The following is a 16,484-nucleotide window of genomic DNA, read 5'->3' on the forward strand; positions in this document are numbered from 1 at the left end:
CCATGGCGCTCAAATCGCTGACCGAGCTCGATCAATTCAAGGCCGCGCCGTTTCCGCCCGGCTATCCCGACACCACCCGAACGTTCTACAGCCCGGTCGACCGGGTGCATGACGCGCTCAAGGCGTTGTTGTCGTCGGCCGCCAAGACCATCGTGGTGGCGATGTACGGTTACGACGACGCGGAACTCAACTCCGTGCTGCAGTCGGCGCTGAACGACGAAAACATCTATGTGCAAATGAGTCTCGACTCCACGCAGGCCGCGGGTAAGTCCGAGCGCACCCTGCTGGCCCCGTGGCTCAACGACAAGATCGGCAACAGCATCGCCATCGGCCACAGCGAGAAGTCGGCGATCATGCACCTGAAGATGGTGATCATCGACGGCGTCGACGTCATCACCGGTTCGACCAACTGGTCCACCGGCGGAGAATCCAAGCAGGACAACCAACTCACCGTGATCCGCGACCCGTACGTGTGCGCGGAAGCGAGGTCGAGGATCGACATCATCCACGACGCGATGCTCAAGCAGATGGCCGCGAAGGCGCACTAGGGCGGCAACGCGCGGCTAGCCGGACGACTGCAACCGCTGCGCCAGCCCGGTCGCCCGCACCGCCCGGCGCTCGATGGCCGCGCGCACCGAAGCCTCGGAACCGGCCACCCGTACCTTGGCCTTCGCGCGGGTCACCGCCGTGTAGAACAACTCGCGCGTGAGCAGCCGCGAATCCTCCGGCGGCATCAGCACCGTCACCTCGTCGGCCTGGCTGCCCTGGCTCTTGTGGATCGTCATGGCGTGCATGGTTTCGATGTCGGTCAGCCGGCTGGTGGCGAAGCCCATCGTCCCGGTGGCCCCGGCGATGACGGCCCGCAGCCCGTCGTCGCCCATCACGACCACCCCGGTGTCGCCGTTGTAGACCTTGAGCCCATAGTCGTTGGCGGTCACCAACACCGGGCGTCCGGCGTACCAGCCCGACCAGCCCGGCTGTCCGGTCTCCTCGGTGAGCCATCGCTCGACCTGCCGGTTCCAGTGCGACACCCCGTACGGTCCACGCCGGTGCGCGCACAACAGCCGGTGCTCGTCGAGTGCGGCCAGCGCCTCGTCGGTGGCGCCGAGCAGCGCGGCCTGGCGCACCCGCAGCGCGTGCGGAACCAGCACCGCGCGCAGCCGGTCGGCCGGGGCGTCGGTGTCCAGCCACTCGATGTGCTCGCCGCCGGCCCGCAGCAGCCCGAGCACGCGGTCCGCGTCGCCGGTGCGGATCGCCTCGGCCAGCGCGCCGATCGACTCGCCGAATCGGTGCGGGGTGCGCAGCGCCGCCACCCGCACGTCGTCGCGGGTGGAGAGCCCGTCCACCAGATCGGCCAGCACCGCGCCGGCTTCCACCGAGGCCAGCTGGTCGGGATCGCCCACCAGGATCAGCCGGGTATCGGGGCGCACCGCCTCCAGCAGGCGGGCCATCATCGTCAGCGACACCATCGACGTCTCGTCCACGACGATGACGTCGTGCGGCAGCCGGTTGCCGCGATTGTGCTTGAACCGCACCGACGTATCCGGCCGGGAACCCAGCAGCCGATGCAGCGTCGTAGCCGGCAGACCGGCCAGCCGCGCCCGGTCCGCCGCGTCGAGCCTGCGCACCTCGGCGGCCACCGCCTCGGCGAGCCGCGCGGCCGCCTTGCCGGTCGGCGCAGCCAGCGCGATCCGGGGCCGCGGCAGGCCGCCGAGCTCGGCCTGCCCGGCCAGCAAGGCCAGCAGGCGCGCCACCGTGGTGGTCTTACCGGTTCCGGGGCCGCCGGTCAGCACCGTAACCGCCTGCGACACAGCGATTTCGGCGGCCTCACGCTGTTCGCCGTAGCCCGGCGGGAACAGTCGCTCGAAGGCGGGCAGCTCGCCGCCGGCCCGCGGGACGGACAGCGCGAGCAGGTCGTTGCACACCTGCTCTTCCTCGAGCCAATACCGATCGAGGTACAACAGCTCGCCGAACAGCCGCAGCACCGGCGGCGAGGAGAGCAACGGACTGGCCCGCACGGCCGCCATCCATTCGTCGGCGCTCGGCCACGGCAGGTCCGCGGCGTCCACCTGCTCCTGCACGGTCCGCAGATCTACGCACACCGAACCGCCCCGCAGCGCCCGCACCAGCAGCGCGACCGCCAGCGCCACCCGCTCGTCGGATTCACCGGCGAGCGCGGTAAGCCGCTGCGCCACATGGACATCGGCGGCCTCGAAGACTCCGGCATCGGTGTACGTGCGCAGCAAGCCCTCGGCGGTGATCGCCTCCAGCGTCACGCGACCACCCCCCCGTCCAGCAGGTCCGACAGCCCTTCGATCAACGACGCGGGCGGGCGCCAGCTGAACACCCCCGAGGGGTGACCGTCGACCACCGGTGTGGCCGCGCCGCACATCCCGCGCAGGAACAGGTAGAGGACACCACCAAGATGGCGGCCCGGGTCGTAGTCGCGCAGCCGCCACCGCAGGAACCGGTGCAGCACAACGCTGTACAGCAGCGCCTGCAGCGGATAATCCGAGTGCAGCATCGCCTCGACCAGGCGCGGCCGGTCGTAATCGGCGGACGTCAACGGGCGGTCGGGATCGCCGAGCCAGTTGGTCTTGTAATCGACCACCAGATAGCGCTGCCCGGCGCCGTCGGGCACCCGCAACACGGCGTCGACCGATCCGGTGAGGTAGCCGCGCAGCGGCTGGTCGCCGAGCGGGCGACCGATCAACCTCTCGGCGTAGGGCGCCAGCGCGTCATCGCCGGGCAGCCGCGCGCGCAGCATGGCCCCCACGTCGGCCAGCCGGATCTCGGGTGCGGCGGTGCGCAGGTCACCACCGGCCAGTGGGAACTCAAAGTCCAACTCGCGCAGCCGATCCGGGAGCCCGATCCGGCGCAGCGTCAGCCCGGACGCCAAGGGGCCCAGGGGCGTGTCGTGCATCGGCACCATGGCCGCGGCGAGCGCGTCGGGGGCCACGTCGACCGGCCACCACACCGAGTGGCCGCGGATGTGCGCTTGGAGCTCGGCGGCCAGATCGGGGGCCAGCGGGTCGGCGGTCTCCAGCACGGCGTGCACCAGGGTGCCGAACTTCGCGCCCACCGGCAGGTCCGCCATCGGCGACGGCAGTTCCGGCCCGGACGCCTTCTGGGACAAGGGCACATCGCCGGACTCGTCGTCCAGCTCGCTGACCTCCGGCTCGCTGCTCACGCCGGCGGACCCAAAGGTTTCCGTCACCCGGATCAGCCCCGAGTAGGAGGTGCGCCGCCACCCCGTGTCGATGGCGCGGTGGAAGTGGCGGCTGTCGAGGTTGGACGGCACCGGCTCGGACGGGACGGACGGCGCCGCGGCCACGATCGACGGTTCGATCACCGGACCGCCCGCGGCCTCCCATTCACGCAATCGGGCCAGGGCGTCGTCGTCGGAGATCTTCGCGGGCTCACAGCGGTCGGGCACGACCGGCTCTCCGGGCCGGCGGCCACGCAGCAGCCGCGACAGCCCCCCGTTGGGCTCGTCGAACGCCGGTGACCACCACGCCACCACCTGGGACTGGGCGCGCGTCAGCGCCACGTAGGTCAGCCGGCTGTCGTCGCTGGCGTCCTCCTTGCGGCCCAATTGCTCGACGGCGTGGAAGTCCGGGGTGTCCTTGCCGCCGATGTGCAGGCAGCGCACGCCCCGGTCGTGGAACAACACCACGTCGCGGTCCTGGGTGTTGCGGTTGAACGCGAACGGCAGGTACACGATCGGGTATTGCAGGCCCTTGCTCACGAACACCGTCATGATCTGCACGGCCGCCGCGTCGCTGTCCAGGCGCCGGTTGCGTTCGGGCGCGCCGGCGCGCTCCTCGCGCTGGCGGCGCAGCCAGTCGCGCAGCGCGGGCAGGCTGGAACGGTCTCGGTGCGCGACCTCCTGCAGCAACTGCGCGATGTGCGCCAGGTCGGTCATCTGGCGTTCGCCGCCGTGCGCGGACAGCACGCGATCCGCCATGCCCGAAAGCTGTGCGGCCTCGAAGATGGCGGCGACGCCGCGTTCGCGGGCGTGGCCGGCCCACTCCCGCAACGTTTCCGCGACCCGATCGGTCAGCGCGTCGCCGCCGGCCGCCAGCGATTCGGCGGTCTCGCCGAAGAACATGGTGGCCGCCGCGGCGCGCACCACACCGGGCCGGTGCGGTTGGTCGAACGCCTCCAGCAGGCAGAGCCAGTCTTCGGCGGCGTCCGAGGCGAACACGTCGGTGTCGCCGGTGTAGACCGCGGGCACGCCCGCGTCGCACAGCGCCCTGAAGCAGGCGGCGGCGTCCTTGTGCTTCTCCACGATCACGGCGATGTCGCGGGCCTGCAGCGGCCGGCCGGCGAACGTGGCGCCGCCGGCGAGCAGGGCGCGGATGTCGGCGGCGAGGTCGTCGCCGATGTGGGCCCGCAGATCGTCGATCGGCAGGTTCGCAAGCCCGCTGCGCCCCAGCGTCTCTCGTCGCACCACCCGCAGCCGGAACGGATCATTGTGCGGGGCGCCGGCGAGCCGGTGACCGCGGTGGTAGGCCTCGACGTCGTCCACCACGATCTCGGGGTCGCCGAGCTGGGCGCCGCGCAGTACCACCTGCAGGCGCTCGATGAGCGCCGCATCGCTGCGCCAATTGGTGCCCAGCGTCTTCTTCTCCCCGGCCGTCTCGGCCGCCCGCAGGTACGTCACGATGTCGCCGCCGCGGAACGCGTAGATGGCCTGCTTGGGGTCCCCGATCAGGATCAGGGTGGAGCGCCCGCTGAAGGCGCGGTCGATCACCTGCCATTGCACCGGATCGGTGTCCTGGAACTCGTCGACCATGACGATCGGCCAGCGGTGGTGCATGCGCACCCGCGCAGGCGAGTCCTCGGTGGCCAGCGCGTCGGCCAGGCGACTCAGCAGGTCGTCGTAGTCGAGGACGCCCATTCGCCGCTTGCGGGTATCCAGTTCCGCCAGAACGTCTTTCGCGAACGCGACGCAGACGGCGGCGCGCGAACCCGGTTCCGGGTGTAGTGGGCGCAGCTCGGTCGACGGGTTCCTGACGACCTCGCGCGCCAGGCGCAGCGCCTCGCGGTAGGCCAGCGCCGGGTCGTCGCGCTCGCGCCCGAAGTGGGCGAGGTAAAGGTCGTCGACGATCTCGACGATCAGCTCGTCGAGGCTCTCGAGCAACGTCACGTTCGCGGCGGTGTCGCCGGCCACGCCCAGCGATTTCAGCACCAGCTGGCAGAACTGGTGCGTGGTGGCGATGGTCGCCGCATCGAATCCGGCCAGCGCGTCGCGCAGGTGCTGCCTGCGCAGCGCGCGTTCCTCCTCGTCGCCGGCCAGCAGGTAGGCGACCAACTCGTTGTCGCCGCACGCCGACGGATCGTCGAAAGCCAGTACGGCTTCGACCATTTGGCCGCGCACGCGCTCGCGCAGCTCCTGGCTGGCGGCCCGGCCGAACGTGATGAGCAGCATCTGGTCCAGCGTCGCCGCGCCCTCGGCGATATAGCGGGTCACCAGGCCGGCCAGGGCGAACGTCTTGCCGGTGCCCGCGCTGGCCTGCAACACCGTGGTGGACCGATCGGCGGGCAGCGGGCCGAGCAGATCGAAGCGCGCGATCACCTGGGTCACGGCTTGCCCTCCGCGCACAGCATCGGCAGCCAGACCCGCGCGGCGTACGCGCCCAGCCGATTGTCTTCGCCGTCGCATTCCTCGCCCGGCCGCACGGGCCGCATCAGGTCGGCCAACCGGGCGTTCTTGCCCCAGGCCCGCAGGTGGGCGGGCTCCTCGCGCTCCCACTTCCACCGATGCTCCGCCTCGCGCAGCGGATCGTCACCGCAGTGCCGCGCGGCCGCCCATGCGTAGGACGTCTTGACGGGCAACGGAATCGGCTCCCGGCGCCCGGCGTCGTAGATGGCCACCAGCTCGCGCAGCGCCGCCGCGGCGTCGTCGTGCGGCCGTCCCAGCGCCTCCACCCGCGGGGCGGTGCCCCGCTTGCGGCGGCCGATGCACACCGCCGACCAGTCGCGGCCGGGGTCGTGAGCGGTCAACGCCAGCAACGGAATCCACGACTCGAGCAGGTGCCTGCCGTCCAGCCGGGAGTAGGTCACCGACACCAGCCGCTCCCCGTACACCGGGGACACGGTGCCCGTGAGCCGCCGTCCCCCGCCGAGATCGATGTCGACGTCGTACGCGCGCGCGTCGGCCCGGCGGTGCTCCCGCGCGGCGGCCGCCAACAGGGCGGCCTGATCGCGGATCTCCGTCGCCGCGCGCCATCCCAGTTGGCCCGGCGGCAGCGTGCCCCGCCGCCACTCGGCCTGCCGGGCGTCGTCTGGGGCCCAGCCCCGCAGCATGTCGCCCAGCATCCGGTCGCCGACCGTCCACTCCTCGAGCCCGTCGAGGTCGACGGGCATGGCGTCCTGCACGCCGTCGACGTCCCGCGGCAGCGTGAACTCCAGGGCGCGGAAGAACCCCTTGACCGGGTCCTTGAAGAAGGCGACCAGGTCGGCGACGATGACGTCGTCCGCGGGAGCGGGCGGCAGCGGTCCGGAAATGAACTTGGGCGCATCCCGACGCTCGCCCGAGGCCACGCGCGCCGCCCGCAGCACCGTCGGGTCGAAGCTGAACGGGACCTCGGGCACCAGCCCGCCGGGGATGACGTTGCGAACGTCGAACGGCTGCAACGGATGCGCGACGACCACGCGGTCGCGCACCTTGCCCATCGTGGTGATGTCCAGGGTGTCCAGCAGCTCGGCCAGCGGCACCGCCGGTGGGCGCGCCTGGCCCGAGTACTCGTTGGCGCCGGTATAGGTGACCACCAGCTTCTCGGTGGCCGCTCCGATGGCGTCGAGCAGCAATTGCCGGTCCTCGGAACGGATGTCGCGATCGCCGGTCATCGGGTCACGGGCCAGCGCGTCGTCACCGTCGACGACGCCGAGCCGGGGGAACACCCCGTCGTCGAGGCCCACCAGGCACACCACCCGGTGTGGCACCGAGCGCATCGGGACCATGGTGCACACCGTCAGGGTGCCGGTGCGGAAGTTGGCCCGCGTCGGACGCCCGGCGAGGCGGCCGTCCAGGAGGGCCCGGATGTCGGGCAGCCGCAACACCGTATCGGCCCGCACCCCCGCGTCGGCCAGGGTGGCGGCGAATTCCCGCTGCAGCTGGCCGGCCTGCCACGAATCGGCGTCGTCGACTTGCGTCAACAGGTCGATGCCGCCGGCGAGCGCGGCCAGCCAGTCGCGCAGCGGCCGCGCGCCCGTCAGTGAGTCGACCACCCGCTGCAGCCGGGCCACGAATTCGGCGAACTGGCCGGCCAATTGGACGCGGTTGCTGCTGACGTCGTCGAGGGGCAGCGTCGCGTCGATCCAGGCGTGCGAGTCGTCGGACATCGCGACGCCGGCCAGCACCCGGTCGATGCCGAAACGCCAAGTGTTGTGCACGAAGTCGACGTGGTAGGGCCGCCGGTGCTCCTGATCGAATCCCCACCGGATGTTGGCCTGCCGGACCCAGCGGGTGATGGCCTCCAGGTCGTCGTCGGTGAAGCCGAACCGGGCGCGCACCGGCGCCGCCTCGGCGAAGTCGAGCACCTCGCTGGCGGTCGCCCGGCTGCCCGCCAGCGCCAGCAACTGCGAGGCGATGCCCAGCAGCGGATTGGTTTGCAGCGGAGAGCGATCCGCCAGCCGCACGCGCAACCGGTGCGCGGGATGGGCGCCGTGCACGACGTCGCCGAGCCCGAAGTCGGCGACGATCAGCGGTGCGTACGTCTCGATGTCCGGACACATCACCAGGATGTCGCGCGGCTCGAGGGTCGGGTCGTCCTGCAGCAGGCCGAGCAGCACCTCGCGCAGGACGTCGACCTGGCGCGCCGGCCCGTGGCAGTTGTGCACCTGCACGGAACGGTCGGTGGAGGCGAGGTTACGGCCTTGGGGCCGAACGGCATTGGCGGCGATGTCGGACTGGAGCCAGCCGAGCAGCGTGTCGGGGCGGTCCGGGCCCGGCAGGTATTCGTCGGTCTGCGGGTCGGCGGGCAGGCCGCGTTGCAGCTCGCGCAGGTCGCGTCCGAGCGTCGCCAGCAGCGGATGACCCACGCCGCGGTGGCTGGTGTCCAGCCGGCGGGGGATCGTGCCGCGGGTGTCGGCCAACGCGCGCCACAACTGGTCGCTGGGATGCGGCAGCCACAGGTGCAGCTCGTGCCGGGCGGACACCGCGTCCAGCAGCTCAATGTCGGTGCGCGCCAACCGGGTGTGTCCGAACAGCGACAGCCGCTCGGGAAGGCCGGTGCGGCCGTCGCGCAGCCGGGCCACGGCCGCCTGATGCCGGATGTGCGGGGGATCGGCGGGCACGGCGGCCACCAGGGCCCGCCAGAGCTCCGGCTGCCAGGCCAGGTCGGGGTCGAGGTCACCGGTGTCGCCGGCGAGCCAGTCGGCGAGCAGCCGCGGACGCTGCCTGGCGTACGAGGCGAACAGGCCGGCCAGCCGGCGCGCCACCGCGTAGCGGCGTCCGAGGCGCAGCTCGGCCTCCGTCTCCGTCGGCGCGAAGTGGCCCAAATGCGTTGCCAGGGTGCGACACCACGGCTCGTCCAGCGAGCAGTCGATGACCCGCAGCAGCGGCCAGGCCATAGCGTCGGCCGACCATGGGTCCTCGTCGGCCGTGCCGGTGAGCTCCGCGATCAGGGAGCCGGGGCTGCGGAACGCCACCCCGCCGCACACCCCGTCGCCGCCGCGGGCGCGGCCGAGCACGTGCGACAACCGCTGACTGAGCCAGCGCTCCACGCCGCGCGCCGGCACCAGCACCAGCTCCTCGGCGAACGGGTCGGTCGGCGGGTTGGCCAGCAGGGCGCCGAGGCCGTCGGCAAGGAGGTCGGTGCGCTCGGCACGGTGGAGATGAAGCGACATCGCGGTGCCACGATAGCCCCGGACACCGACACGAGTGGCTGGTTGGGCCTACTTGGCCAGCGTGAACTGGTTGACGTCGATGTAGCCGTCGCGGAAGGCGTTGGCGCAACCGGTCAGGTACCGCATGTAGCGCTGGTAGACCTCTTCGGACTGGATCGCGACCGCCTCGCTGTGGTGCGCCTCCAACGCCGCGGCCCAGAGGTCGAGCGTGCGGGCGTAGTGCAGCTGCAGCGACTGCCTGCGGGCCAGGTTGAAACCCATCTTCGACGCGTGGAACTCGACCATCTCGATCGGTGGCAGCTGGCCTCCCGGGAAGATTTCGGAGGCGATGAATTCGTTGAAGCTGGTCTGCTCTTCGGTCATCGGCAGGCCCCGTTCGACGATCTGCTCCGGGGGCAGCATGGTGATCGTGTGCAGCAGCATCACCCCGTCGTCGGGCAGGAGGCTGTAGGCCCGCTGGAAGAAATCGTCGTAGCGGTCATAGCCGAAGTGCTCGAACGCGCCGATGGAGACGATCCGGTCGACGGGCTCGTCGAACTGTTCCCAGCCCTGCAGCAGGACCCGCCTGCGGTGCGTGGTGTTCATCGCGTCGAACATCTTCTGCACGTGCGCGGCCTGGTGCTGGGACAGCGTCAACCCGACGACGTCCACGTCGAATTTCTCGATCGCGCGCCGCATCGTGCCGCCCCAGCCGCAGCCGACGTCCAGCAACGTCATGCCGGGACGCAGGCCCAGTTTTCCGAGCGACAGGTCCATCTTGCGCAGCTGCGCCTCTTCGAGGGGGATGTCGCGCATCCGGTCGAAGTAGGCGCAGCTGTAGGTCATCGTGGGATCGAGGAACAGCCGAAAGAAGTCGTCGGACAGGTCGTAGTGCGCTTGGACGTCCTCGAAATGCGGCGTCAGATTTTCTGTCATGCCGGCAAATGCGCCTTCCTGAATTGGGGCCATTCAGCTGGTACACGAGTGGGCGGCGCAGCTGGTTCACCATGGCTTCCCGCAACTGCCGGAATGAAAACTCGAGCGGGCACATCCGGGGAATTCGGACGACCATACCCCCGTTGACAGCGAAACTGGCCAAAAAATAGAGGAGGACGCGCGCATGGAGGCTTGGGACGCGATCCGCGCCCGCCGCAACGTCCGGCAGTACACGCCGGATCCGGTTTCCGAGGACGACCTGAACCGCATCGCCGAGGCCGGCTGGCGCGCGCCGTCGGCCAAGAACCGGCAACCGTGGGACTTCGTGATCGTCACCGACCGCGGCCAGCTGCGGGAGCTGTCGACGGTCTGGCAGGGCGCCGGGCACATCGCCGGCGCGGCGGCCGCGATCGCAATCGTCGTGCCCGTCCCGCCCGACGAGCGCCGGATGATCACCGACAACTACGACGTCGGGCAGGCCACGATGGCGATGATGATCGCGGCCGCGGACCTGGGCATCGGCACGGGGCATTCGTCGGTGGGCGACCAGGCACGGGCGCGCGCCATCCTGGGCGTCCCGGAGGACCGGCTGGTCGCCTTCCTGCTCGGCCTCGGGTACCCGGCCGACCGCCCCCTCGCTCCGATCCGCAAACCGAACCGGCGGCCCTTCTCCGAGGTCGTGCACCACGGTCGGTGGTGACCGCAGCCGTCGTAAGCTCGTTGCCGTGCACGACCACCGCGGTGACTACGGAATAGACGGGTCGTTTCACACCATCTCGGCGCGCGGGCAGCTGATGGGCATCGCCGCCCAAACCGCCGCCCTGGCCGGGTGGTCCGCGATCAGCTGGGCGCGCGGCAAGCGGGTGACGGCGGCCCTGGCGGCGACCTCGGCCCTCGGAATCGCTTCGAGCGCAGCCCTTTACGCGTACGCGACGCGGGCGGGCAAGTTTGTCGTCTGGGACCGGATACTCGACGATCTCGGGTTGACCGGCGCCGAAACGGTGCTGGACCTCGGCTGCGGCCGCGGCGCGGTGCTGATCGCGGCGGCCAAGCGGTTGCCGGCGGGCCACGCGATCGGCGTCGACCTGTGGCGCGCCGACCAGACGGACAACTCCCCGGACGCCACCCTGGCCAATGCGGCGCTGGAGAACGTCGCCGACCGCGTCGAGGTGCGCACCGGCAACATGACCGCCCTGCCGTTCGCCGACGACAGCGTCGACGTGATCGTCAGCAACCTGGCCATCCACAACATCCCGACGCGCGCGGGCCGGCGCAAGGCTCTTGACGAAGCGGTGCGGGTGCTGCGCCCGGGCGGCCGGCTGGCCGTCGCGGACCTGTGGGAGACCCGTCAGCACGCCGCGCAGCTGCGGGAGCTGGGTTGGCGAAACGTGCGGCGCCGCAACCTCGGATGGCGGATGTACTACGGCGGCCCGTGGTTCTCCACCCGCCTGGTCACCGCGACGAAGCCCCGGTGAGACCGCGCGTGCATGCTTGGGGCCATGAACAGACATGAGATCACCGAGCAGATCGTGCTGGCGCGCCTTCGGCTCGGCCTGACCTGGCAGCAGCTGGCGGACGCGATCGGCCGCCCGGTGCTGTGGACCACCTCGGCGCTGCTGGGCCAGCACCCCATCCCCCGTGAGCTGGCAACGATTCTCGTCGAGAAGCTGGGGCTGGACGACTCGGCGGTCACGGTGCTGGCCGCGCCGCCCCTGCGCGGCGGTTTGCCCACCGCGGTGCCGACGGACCCCACCATCTACCGGTTCTACGAGGCGCTACAGGTCTACGGCGGCGCCATCAAGGAGCTGATCCACGAGCAGTTCGGCGACGGCATCATGAGCGCCATCAACTTCAGCGTCGACCTGCAGAAGAAATCGCATCCGTCGGGCGATCGCGTGGTGGTGACCCTGGACGGGAAATTCCTTCCCTACCAATGGGTTTCGGCGGAGTAGCCGATGCCTGCCGGCCCAGCTGACCGGTGCAAGGGGTTCCGGGGAGCGGGGTGAAGTGACGGCACGCCGCACGCGTGTCACACTGGCGACGAGGAGGCGAAGGGAACGCGGTGGCGGCTAGCAGCGGCCACCGCGTTCGAAACGGGTCGTGAAAAATCCCCTACAGGCCGAATTCGGCCTCGATGCCGTCGATCCCGGCGCGAATGGCCTTCAGCGCGTCGGCGCGGGCGCGCAATTTCGTTGCGGCGTGGGCGTGTTGGTGCAGGCCCGCGAATTCGCGCGCGGCCTCCTCGGCGCGGCTCACCACCATCTCCGGCAGCACGATCTCGTCGACGAAGCCGGCGGCCAGCGCGGTCTCACCGAAGAACGTCTTGGCCAGCCCGGCGGCCTGCTGGTACGCCGACTGCGTCAGCCGCAGCTTCATGATCTCCAGCGCCGCGTATGGGATGACCATGCCGATCGCCACCTCGTTGGCCTGAATGTTGTAGGCGTGCGCGGCCACCCGGTGGTCGCCGGACGACAGCAGGAACGCCCCCATCGCGATGGCGTGGCCGGTGCAGGCCATCACGACCGGCTTGGGGTGGGACAACAGCCGGTACGACAGCTCGAAGCCGCCCCGCAGCATGTCGATAGCCGGCTGCGCCTCGCCGGAGGTGAGGATCTTCAGGTCGAACCCGCCGCTGAACACCCGCTCGTTCCCGGTGATCACCAGCGCCCCGGCGTTGTCCGCCTCGGCCTGGTCGATCGCCTCGCCGAGGGCCTGCTGCATCGTGGGGCCCAGGGCGTTGACCTTGCCGTCGTCCATCCGGATGACCGCGATGGAATCGTTGAGGCTGTAGTGGACCGGGCCGCTCATCGGTTGCTGGCTCCTTGCCGTCACGCGTGCTGATTGTGGTGCTTGCCGAGGTCGTCCTCGGCTTCACTCCAGCGCAGGCTGACATCGGTGGGGTCGTCGAGCTGGCGGGTGCGCCACCGGTCCTGCGTTTCCCGCACGGCACCGTTGATCCGTTCGATCTCGCTGCGGAACACCTCGGGACGGGTTTCCTTGCTCGCGTAGTGGAAGTAGGTGAGCAGACCGCGCAGCAGCTCCAGCTTCTGCTTCTCCCGCTTCGCCAGGTCGTGGGTGGTCAGCAGCTCGATGCGCTGGACGGGGGGCAGCGAGTCCCAGTCGAGCACCACCTCGGTTTCCAGCGGGAGGCGTTCGCGCTCCCAGAACCGCCGCCCGCGCTTGGGCTCCGGGGTGTCGAAGTAGCGGATGGTGCCGGTGAAGCGGGACTCGATGCCGCTGCCGATCTCGGCGCGGTCGAGCGCCGAATCCCACACCATGCGCCACTCCTGGCCCGGGGCCAGCACCGGCAACTCGCGGGGGAGCCGCAGTTCGACGACGTCGGCGTAGCCGTCGGTGGCGTTCTCGTATTCGGCGACCGTCGGCGGGTTCATGAAGGAGAACGTGATGTCGTAGGCCGCCCTCTGACCGAAGTTCCTGACCACCAACTCGATCACGTGCCAGTCCGCGGGATGCGGTTCCATGAACATCGCGACCTGTGGCCGCGTCTGCTCCGCGGCGAGCCGACGATTGCGGGTGATCTGCCGGCTGGTGAAGATCAAGGTGATGGCCGCGAGCGCGATCGCCGCCCACGCCGCCCACGCGATCCAGGTGCTGGACCCGACGTTGGTGATTCCGTGCCAGCTGTCCTGGATCCACCCCATGGAATCCACCCTCCGCTTATATCACAGGCCGGTTGCCGCTTCGATTCGATCGGCGGCCTCAGCCGCCCATCAACATTCGCCATTGCGCGAGGTCGCGGGCCCGGTAGACGTAGTTGGAACGCTTGACTTCCGACAGCGTCGCGCTGGGCTCCGCCGAGTACCAGTGCCCGGGGAACACCGTCGGGTCCCCGGGCAATGTCGCGAGTTGCTGCAGGCTGCGGTACATCTCGTCGGAGTCGCCGCCGGGAAAGTCGGTGCGGCCGCAGCCCTCCAGGAACAACGTGTCGCCGGCGACGAGGCGGCCGTCGAGCAGGAAGCACTGGCTGCCCGGCGTGTGACCCGGGGTGTGCAGGAGCTCGATCTCGATGTCGCCGATGCTGACCTTGTCGTGGTTCTCGTGGGCCGTGAGGTCCCCGAGGCCGATCCCGGTGACGCGCGAGACCCATTGCGCCTCAAGGGCATTGACGTGCACCGGCACGGCTTTGCGCTCCAGCAGATCGGCCAGGCCCTGCAGCGAAAAGCCCATCATCGACCCGCCCACGTGATCGGGGTGGTGGTGGGTCACCAGCACGCCGGACAGGTGCATGCCGTCGGCCTCGAGCGCGTCGAGGAGATCACCGGCCGCGTACGCGGGGTCGACCACCACGCAGTCGCCCGTTTGGCGGTCCCCGATCAGGTAGGCGAAGTTGCGCATCTGGGTCGCGAACATGTCGCCGGCGGCGAAGTCGCGCCCGGAGAGCAGTTGCCGAAAGTACAGCCGGTCTGTTGACACGTGATCAGCCTAGGACCTGCCCGTCGGGGGTTCGCGCGGCCGCCGCGAACATCGCCGAGCACCCCCCGCGAGCAGCGCTTGGCCGCCTGTGGCATGGGTATTGTTGGCGCATGAGGAAGAAGGTCGAAATCGAGATCGACGTCGATCTCATTGACGAGGCGATCCGCCGCTTCCATCTGGCCGACGCCCGCGAGGCCGTCAATCTCGCGCTGCGCACCTTGCTCGCCGAAGCCGATGCGCAGGAATCGGACGAGGTGTACGACGAATTCAGCGACCTCAGCGCCTGGCAGCTGCCCCGCGGCGGCGGTGGCACCGCTCCCTGAAGCCCGTTTGGTCCGGTTGTGGGCCAGGTTGTACCCTCTTTTAGGCCCGCGGCACTGCCGATTCGGGTGAACGGCCCCCTTAGCTCAGTCGGTAGAGCGTTTCCATGGTAAGGAAAAGGTCAACGGTTCGATTCCGTTAGGGGGCTCGGCGGACGCCGAGCAGGCGTGGCGGCCCCGACCCCTGGGGTGGTTAGAGGCGATGTAGCTCAGTCGGTTAGAGCGAACGACTCATAATCGTTAGGTCGCCGGTTCGAGTCCGGCCATCGCTACAACACAACAACGCGCGGCGAGAGTCCCGCGAGAAGGAACCGAGAGAGAATCGTCATGGCTTCCAGTACCGACGTACGGCCGAAGATCACCTTGGCCTGTGAGGTGTGCAAGCACCGCAACTACATCACCAAGAAGAACCGCCGGAACGATCCGGACCGCATGGAGCTGAAGAAGTTCTGCCCGAACTGCGGCAAGCACCAGGCGCACCGAGAGACGCGCTAGCGGGAACCCGCGACCGATTATCGAGACTGACTAGGTAGATTTTAGAGCCGTGCCGTTAAGCGAGAGCATCGTCGGGATGCACTACCGCTATCCCGACCATTACGTCGTGGAGCGGGAGAAGGTCCGCGAGTACGCGGTCGCCGTGCAGAACGACGACGCCTTTTTTCTCGAGGAGAAGGCCGCGGCCGACCTGGGCTACGGCGGCCTGCTCGCGCCGCTGACGTTCATCTGCGTGTTCGGCTACCAGGCGCAGACGGCGTTCTTCGCGCACGCGAATGTCGCCGTCCAGGACGCGAAGATCGTGCAGGTCGACCAGGTGCTGAAGTTCATGGCGCCGATCGTGGCTGGCGACAAGCTGTACTGCGACGTCTACGTCGACTCGGTGCGGGTCTCGCACGGCACCCAGATCATCGTGACCAAGAACATCGTCACCAACCAAGCCGGTGACGTCGTGCAGGAGACCTACACGACCCTGGCGGGCCGTGCCGGTGAGGATGGAGAAGAGGGATTTTCTGATGCCACTGCGTGAGTTCAGCTCGGTGAAGGTGGGCGACCAGCTTCCCGAGAAGACCTACCCGCTGACCCGGCAGGACCTGGTGAACTATGCGGGCGTCTCGGGTGACCTGAACCCGATTCACTGGGACGACGAGATGGCCAAGGTCGTCGGGCTGGACACCGCGATCGCGCACGGCATGCTGACCATGGGCATCGGCGGCGGGTACGTCACCTCGTGGATCGGTGACCCCGGCGCGGTCACCGAGTACAACGTGCGGTTCACCGCGGTGGTCCCGGTCCCCAACGACGGCAAGGGCGCTGAGCTGGTCTTCAACGGTCGGGTCAAGTCCGTCGACCCGGAAACCAAGTCCGTGACCATTGCGCTCACGGCGACCACCGGCGGCAAGAAGATCTTCGGCAGGGCCATCGCGTCCGCGACGCTCGCGTAGCCGATGGCGCTCAAGACCGACATCCGGGGAATGATCTGGCGGTACCCGGACTACTTCGTGGTGGGGCGTGAGCAGCTTCGGCAGTTCGCGCAGGCCATCAAGAACCGCCACCCCGCCCATTTCGACGAAGACGCGGCCGCCGAACTGGGTCACGACGCGATCGTGGCGCCGCTGACCTACGCGACCATCTTCGCCAAGCTGGTCCAGCTGGATTTCTTCCGGCACGTCGACATCGGCATGGAAACCCTGGTGATCGTCCAGGTCGACCAGCGGTTCGTGTTCTCCAAGCCGATCAAGGCCGGCGACAAACTGTGGGCGCGGATGGACATCCACTCGGTGGACGAGCGGTTCGGCGCCGACATCGTCGTCACCAAGAACACCTGCACGAACGAGCGGGGCGAGGTGGTCTTGCAGTCCTACACCACGCTGATGAGCCAGTACGCCGACCAGTCGGCGAACCTCAAATGGGACCCGGAGTCCGGCCAGGTCATGAGAACGGCGTAATTAGTATCTGACTCGC

General features: G+C 69.5%; 16 protein-coding genes and 2 tRNA genes. 11 read left to right on the plus strand and 7 right to left on the minus strand.

Going from position 1 to position 16,484, the window contains the following annotated elements; translation table 11 throughout:
* Positions 1-2 precede the first annotated feature (2 nt).
* On the plus strand, positions 3-548 hold the full coding sequence (locus A5730_RS17180) for a phospholipase D-like domain-containing protein (protein WP_067902817.1): 546 nt from the start codon (positions 3-5) through the stop codon (positions 546-548).
* 15 nt (positions 549-563) lie between these two features.
* Here the strand turns inward: A5730_RS17180 and recD are convergent, their stop codons facing one another.
* The 4 genes from recD to A5730_RS17200 are packed head-to-tail and all read right to left on the minus strand — an operon-like array spanning position 564 to position 9,771.
* A complete protein-coding gene (recD, locus tag A5730_RS17185) occupies positions 564-2,276 on the minus strand; it encodes an exodeoxyribonuclease V subunit alpha (protein ID WP_067902820.1) in 1,713 nt (570 codons plus the stop codon).
* Positions 2,273-5,578 carry an exodeoxyribonuclease V subunit beta gene (recB, locus tag A5730_RS17190; RefSeq protein ID WP_067903159.1) on the minus strand — a complete coding sequence of 1,102 codons (3,306 nt, stop codon included), beginning with the start codon at positions 5,576-5,578 and terminating at the stop codon, positions 2,273-2,275. Before recB ends, recD begins: the two co-directional genes overlap by 4 nt.
* A gap of 8 nt (positions 5,579-5,586) precedes the next feature.
* Positions 5,587-8,856 carry an exodeoxyribonuclease V subunit gamma gene (gene recC / locus A5730_RS17195; protein WP_067902823.1) on the minus strand — a complete coding sequence of 1,090 codons (3,270 nt, stop codon included), beginning with the start codon at positions 8,854-8,856 and terminating at the stop codon, positions 5,587-5,589.
* A gap of 48 nt (positions 8,857-8,904) precedes the next feature.
* The gene (locus A5730_RS17200) at positions 8,905-9,771 is read right to left on the minus strand and encodes a cyclopropane mycolic acid synthase family methyltransferase (RefSeq protein WP_055401264.1); all 867 of its coding nucleotides are present in this window, start codon (positions 9,769-9,771) and stop codon (positions 8,905-8,907) included.
* Positions 9,772-9,955: 184 nt separating this feature from the next.
* On the opposite strand from A5730_RS17200, the gene A5730_RS17205 reads away from it, so the two are divergent.
* Genes A5730_RS17205 through cynS form a run of 3 tightly spaced genes read left to right on the plus strand, consistent with a single transcriptional unit; the run spans position 9,956 to position 11,723 of the window.
* Positions 9,956-10,471, plus strand: coding sequence for a nitroreductase family protein (locus A5730_RS17205; protein WP_067902826.1), 516 nt, complete (start codon positions 9,956-9,958; stop codon positions 10,469-10,471).
* Between the two features lie 25 nt (positions 10,472-10,496).
* Positions 10,497-11,246 carry a class I SAM-dependent methyltransferase gene (locus tag A5730_RS17210; RefSeq protein ID WP_067902829.1) on the plus strand — a complete coding sequence of 250 codons (750 nt, stop codon included), beginning with the start codon at positions 10,497-10,499 and terminating at the stop codon, positions 11,244-11,246.
* Positions 11,247-11,258: 12 nt separating this feature from the next.
* Entirely contained in the window at positions 11,259-11,723 is a 465-nt protein-coding gene (gene cynS / locus A5730_RS17215; protein WP_067902832.1) for a cyanase, read from the plus strand.
* Between the two features lie 160 nt (positions 11,724-11,883).
* Here the strand turns inward: cynS and A5730_RS17220 are convergent, their stop codons facing one another.
* The 3 genes from A5730_RS17220 to A5730_RS17230 are packed head-to-tail and all read right to left on the minus strand — an operon-like array spanning position 11,884 to position 14,205.
* The gene (locus A5730_RS17220; protein WP_067902836.1) at positions 11,884-12,579 is read right to left on the minus strand and encodes a crotonase/enoyl-CoA hydratase family protein; all 696 of its coding nucleotides are present in this window, start codon (positions 12,577-12,579) and stop codon (positions 11,884-11,886) included.
* Between the two features lie 20 nt (positions 12,580-12,599).
* Positions 12,600-13,433 (minus strand): hypothetical protein, encoded by an 834-nt coding sequence (locus A5730_RS17225; protein ID WP_067903161.1) that lies wholly within the window; start codon positions 13,431-13,433, stop codon positions 12,600-12,602.
* Between the two features lie 58 nt (positions 13,434-13,491).
* Positions 13,492-14,205, minus strand: a complete 714-nt coding sequence (locus A5730_RS17230; protein WP_067902839.1) for an MBL fold metallo-hydrolase — start codon at positions 14,203-14,205, stop codon at positions 13,492-13,494.
* Positions 14,206-14,315: 110 nt separating this feature from the next.
* On the opposite strand from A5730_RS17230, the gene A5730_RS17235 reads away from it, so the two are divergent.
* From A5730_RS17235 to hadC, 7 genes are all read left to right on the plus strand, one after another.
* Positions 14,316-14,528 (plus strand): type II toxin-antitoxin system VapB family antitoxin, encoded by a 213-nt coding sequence (locus A5730_RS17235; RefSeq protein WP_067902842.1) that lies wholly within the window; start codon positions 14,316-14,318, stop codon positions 14,526-14,528.
* Positions 14,529-14,601: 73 nt separating this feature from the next.
* A tRNA-Thr gene (locus A5730_RS17240) sits at positions 14,602-14,674 on the plus strand.
* Positions 14,675-14,723: 49 nt separating this feature from the next.
* Positions 14,724-14,797 (plus strand) — tRNA-Met (locus A5730_RS17245).
* 55 nt (positions 14,798-14,852) lie between these two features.
* Entirely contained in the window at positions 14,853-15,020 is a 168-nt protein-coding gene (gene rpmG, locus A5730_RS17250; protein WP_007167776.1) for a 50S ribosomal protein L33, read from the plus strand.
* Positions 15,021-15,069: 49 nt separating this feature from the next.
* Positions 15,070-15,549 (plus strand): (3R)-hydroxyacyl-ACP dehydratase subunit HadA, encoded by a 480-nt coding sequence (gene hadA / locus A5730_RS17255; RefSeq protein WP_067902845.1) that lies wholly within the window; start codon positions 15,070-15,072, stop codon positions 15,547-15,549.
* Positions 15,536-15,964: a (3R)-hydroxyacyl-ACP dehydratase subunit HadB gene (gene hadB, locus A5730_RS17260; RefSeq protein ID WP_067902847.1), complete on the plus strand. Its 429-nt coding sequence runs from the start codon at positions 15,536-15,538 to the stop codon at positions 15,962-15,964. Before hadA ends, hadB begins: the two co-directional genes overlap by 14 nt.
* 3 nt (positions 15,965-15,967) lie before the next feature.
* Positions 15,968-16,468 carry a (3R)-hydroxyacyl-ACP dehydratase subunit HadC gene (hadC, locus tag A5730_RS17265; RefSeq protein ID WP_055401218.1) on the plus strand — a complete coding sequence of 167 codons (501 nt, stop codon included), beginning with the start codon at positions 15,968-15,970 and terminating at the stop codon, positions 16,466-16,468.
* The last annotated feature ends 16 nt before the right edge of the window (positions 16,469-16,484 follow it).

Origin of the sequence: Mycobacterium sp. ACS4054, from assembly GCF_001667275.1 — a bacterium.
In the GTDB taxonomy this organism is placed as follows: domain Bacteria; phylum Actinomycetota; class Actinomycetes; order Mycobacteriales; family Mycobacteriaceae; genus Mycobacterium.

Coding starts and splice junctions, on each gene's coding strand:
- A5730_RS17180 (WP_067902817.1), top strand. CDS start 3: ATGGCGCTCAAATCGCTGACCGAGCTCGATCAATTCAAGGCCGCGCCG.
- recC (WP_067902823.1), bottom strand. CDS start 8,856: ATGTCGCTTCATCTCCACCGTGCCGAGCGCACCGACCTCCTTGCCGAC.
- A5730_RS17200 (WP_055401264.1), bottom strand. CDS start 9,771: ATGACAGAAAATCTGACGCCGCATTTCGAGGACGTCCAAGCGCACTAC.
- A5730_RS17205 (WP_067902826.1), top strand. CDS start 9,956: ATGGAGGCTTGGGACGCGATCCGCGCCCGCCGCAACGTCCGGCAGTAC.
- cynS (WP_067902832.1), top strand. CDS start 11,259: ATGCTTGGGGCCATGAACAGACATGAGATCACCGAGCAGATCGTGCTG.
- A5730_RS17220 (WP_067902836.1), bottom strand. CDS start 12,579: ATGAGCGGCCCGGTCCACTACAGCCTCAACGATTCCATCGCGGTCATC.
- A5730_RS17225 (WP_067903161.1), bottom strand. CDS start 13,433: ATGGGGTGGATCCAGGACAGCTGGCACGGAATCACCAACGTCGGGTCC.
- A5730_RS17235 (WP_067902842.1), top strand. CDS start 14,316: ATGAGGAAGAAGGTCGAAATCGAGATCGACGTCGATCTCATTGACGAG.
- rpmG (WP_007167776.1), top strand. CDS start 14,853: ATGGCTTCCAGTACCGACGTACGGCCGAAGATCACCTTGGCCTGTGAG.
- hadB (WP_067902847.1), top strand. CDS start 15,536: ATGCCACTGCGTGAGTTCAGCTCGGTGAAGGTGGGCGACCAGCTTCCC.
- hadC (WP_055401218.1), top strand. CDS start 15,968: ATGGCGCTCAAGACCGACATCCGGGGAATGATCTGGCGGTACCCGGAC.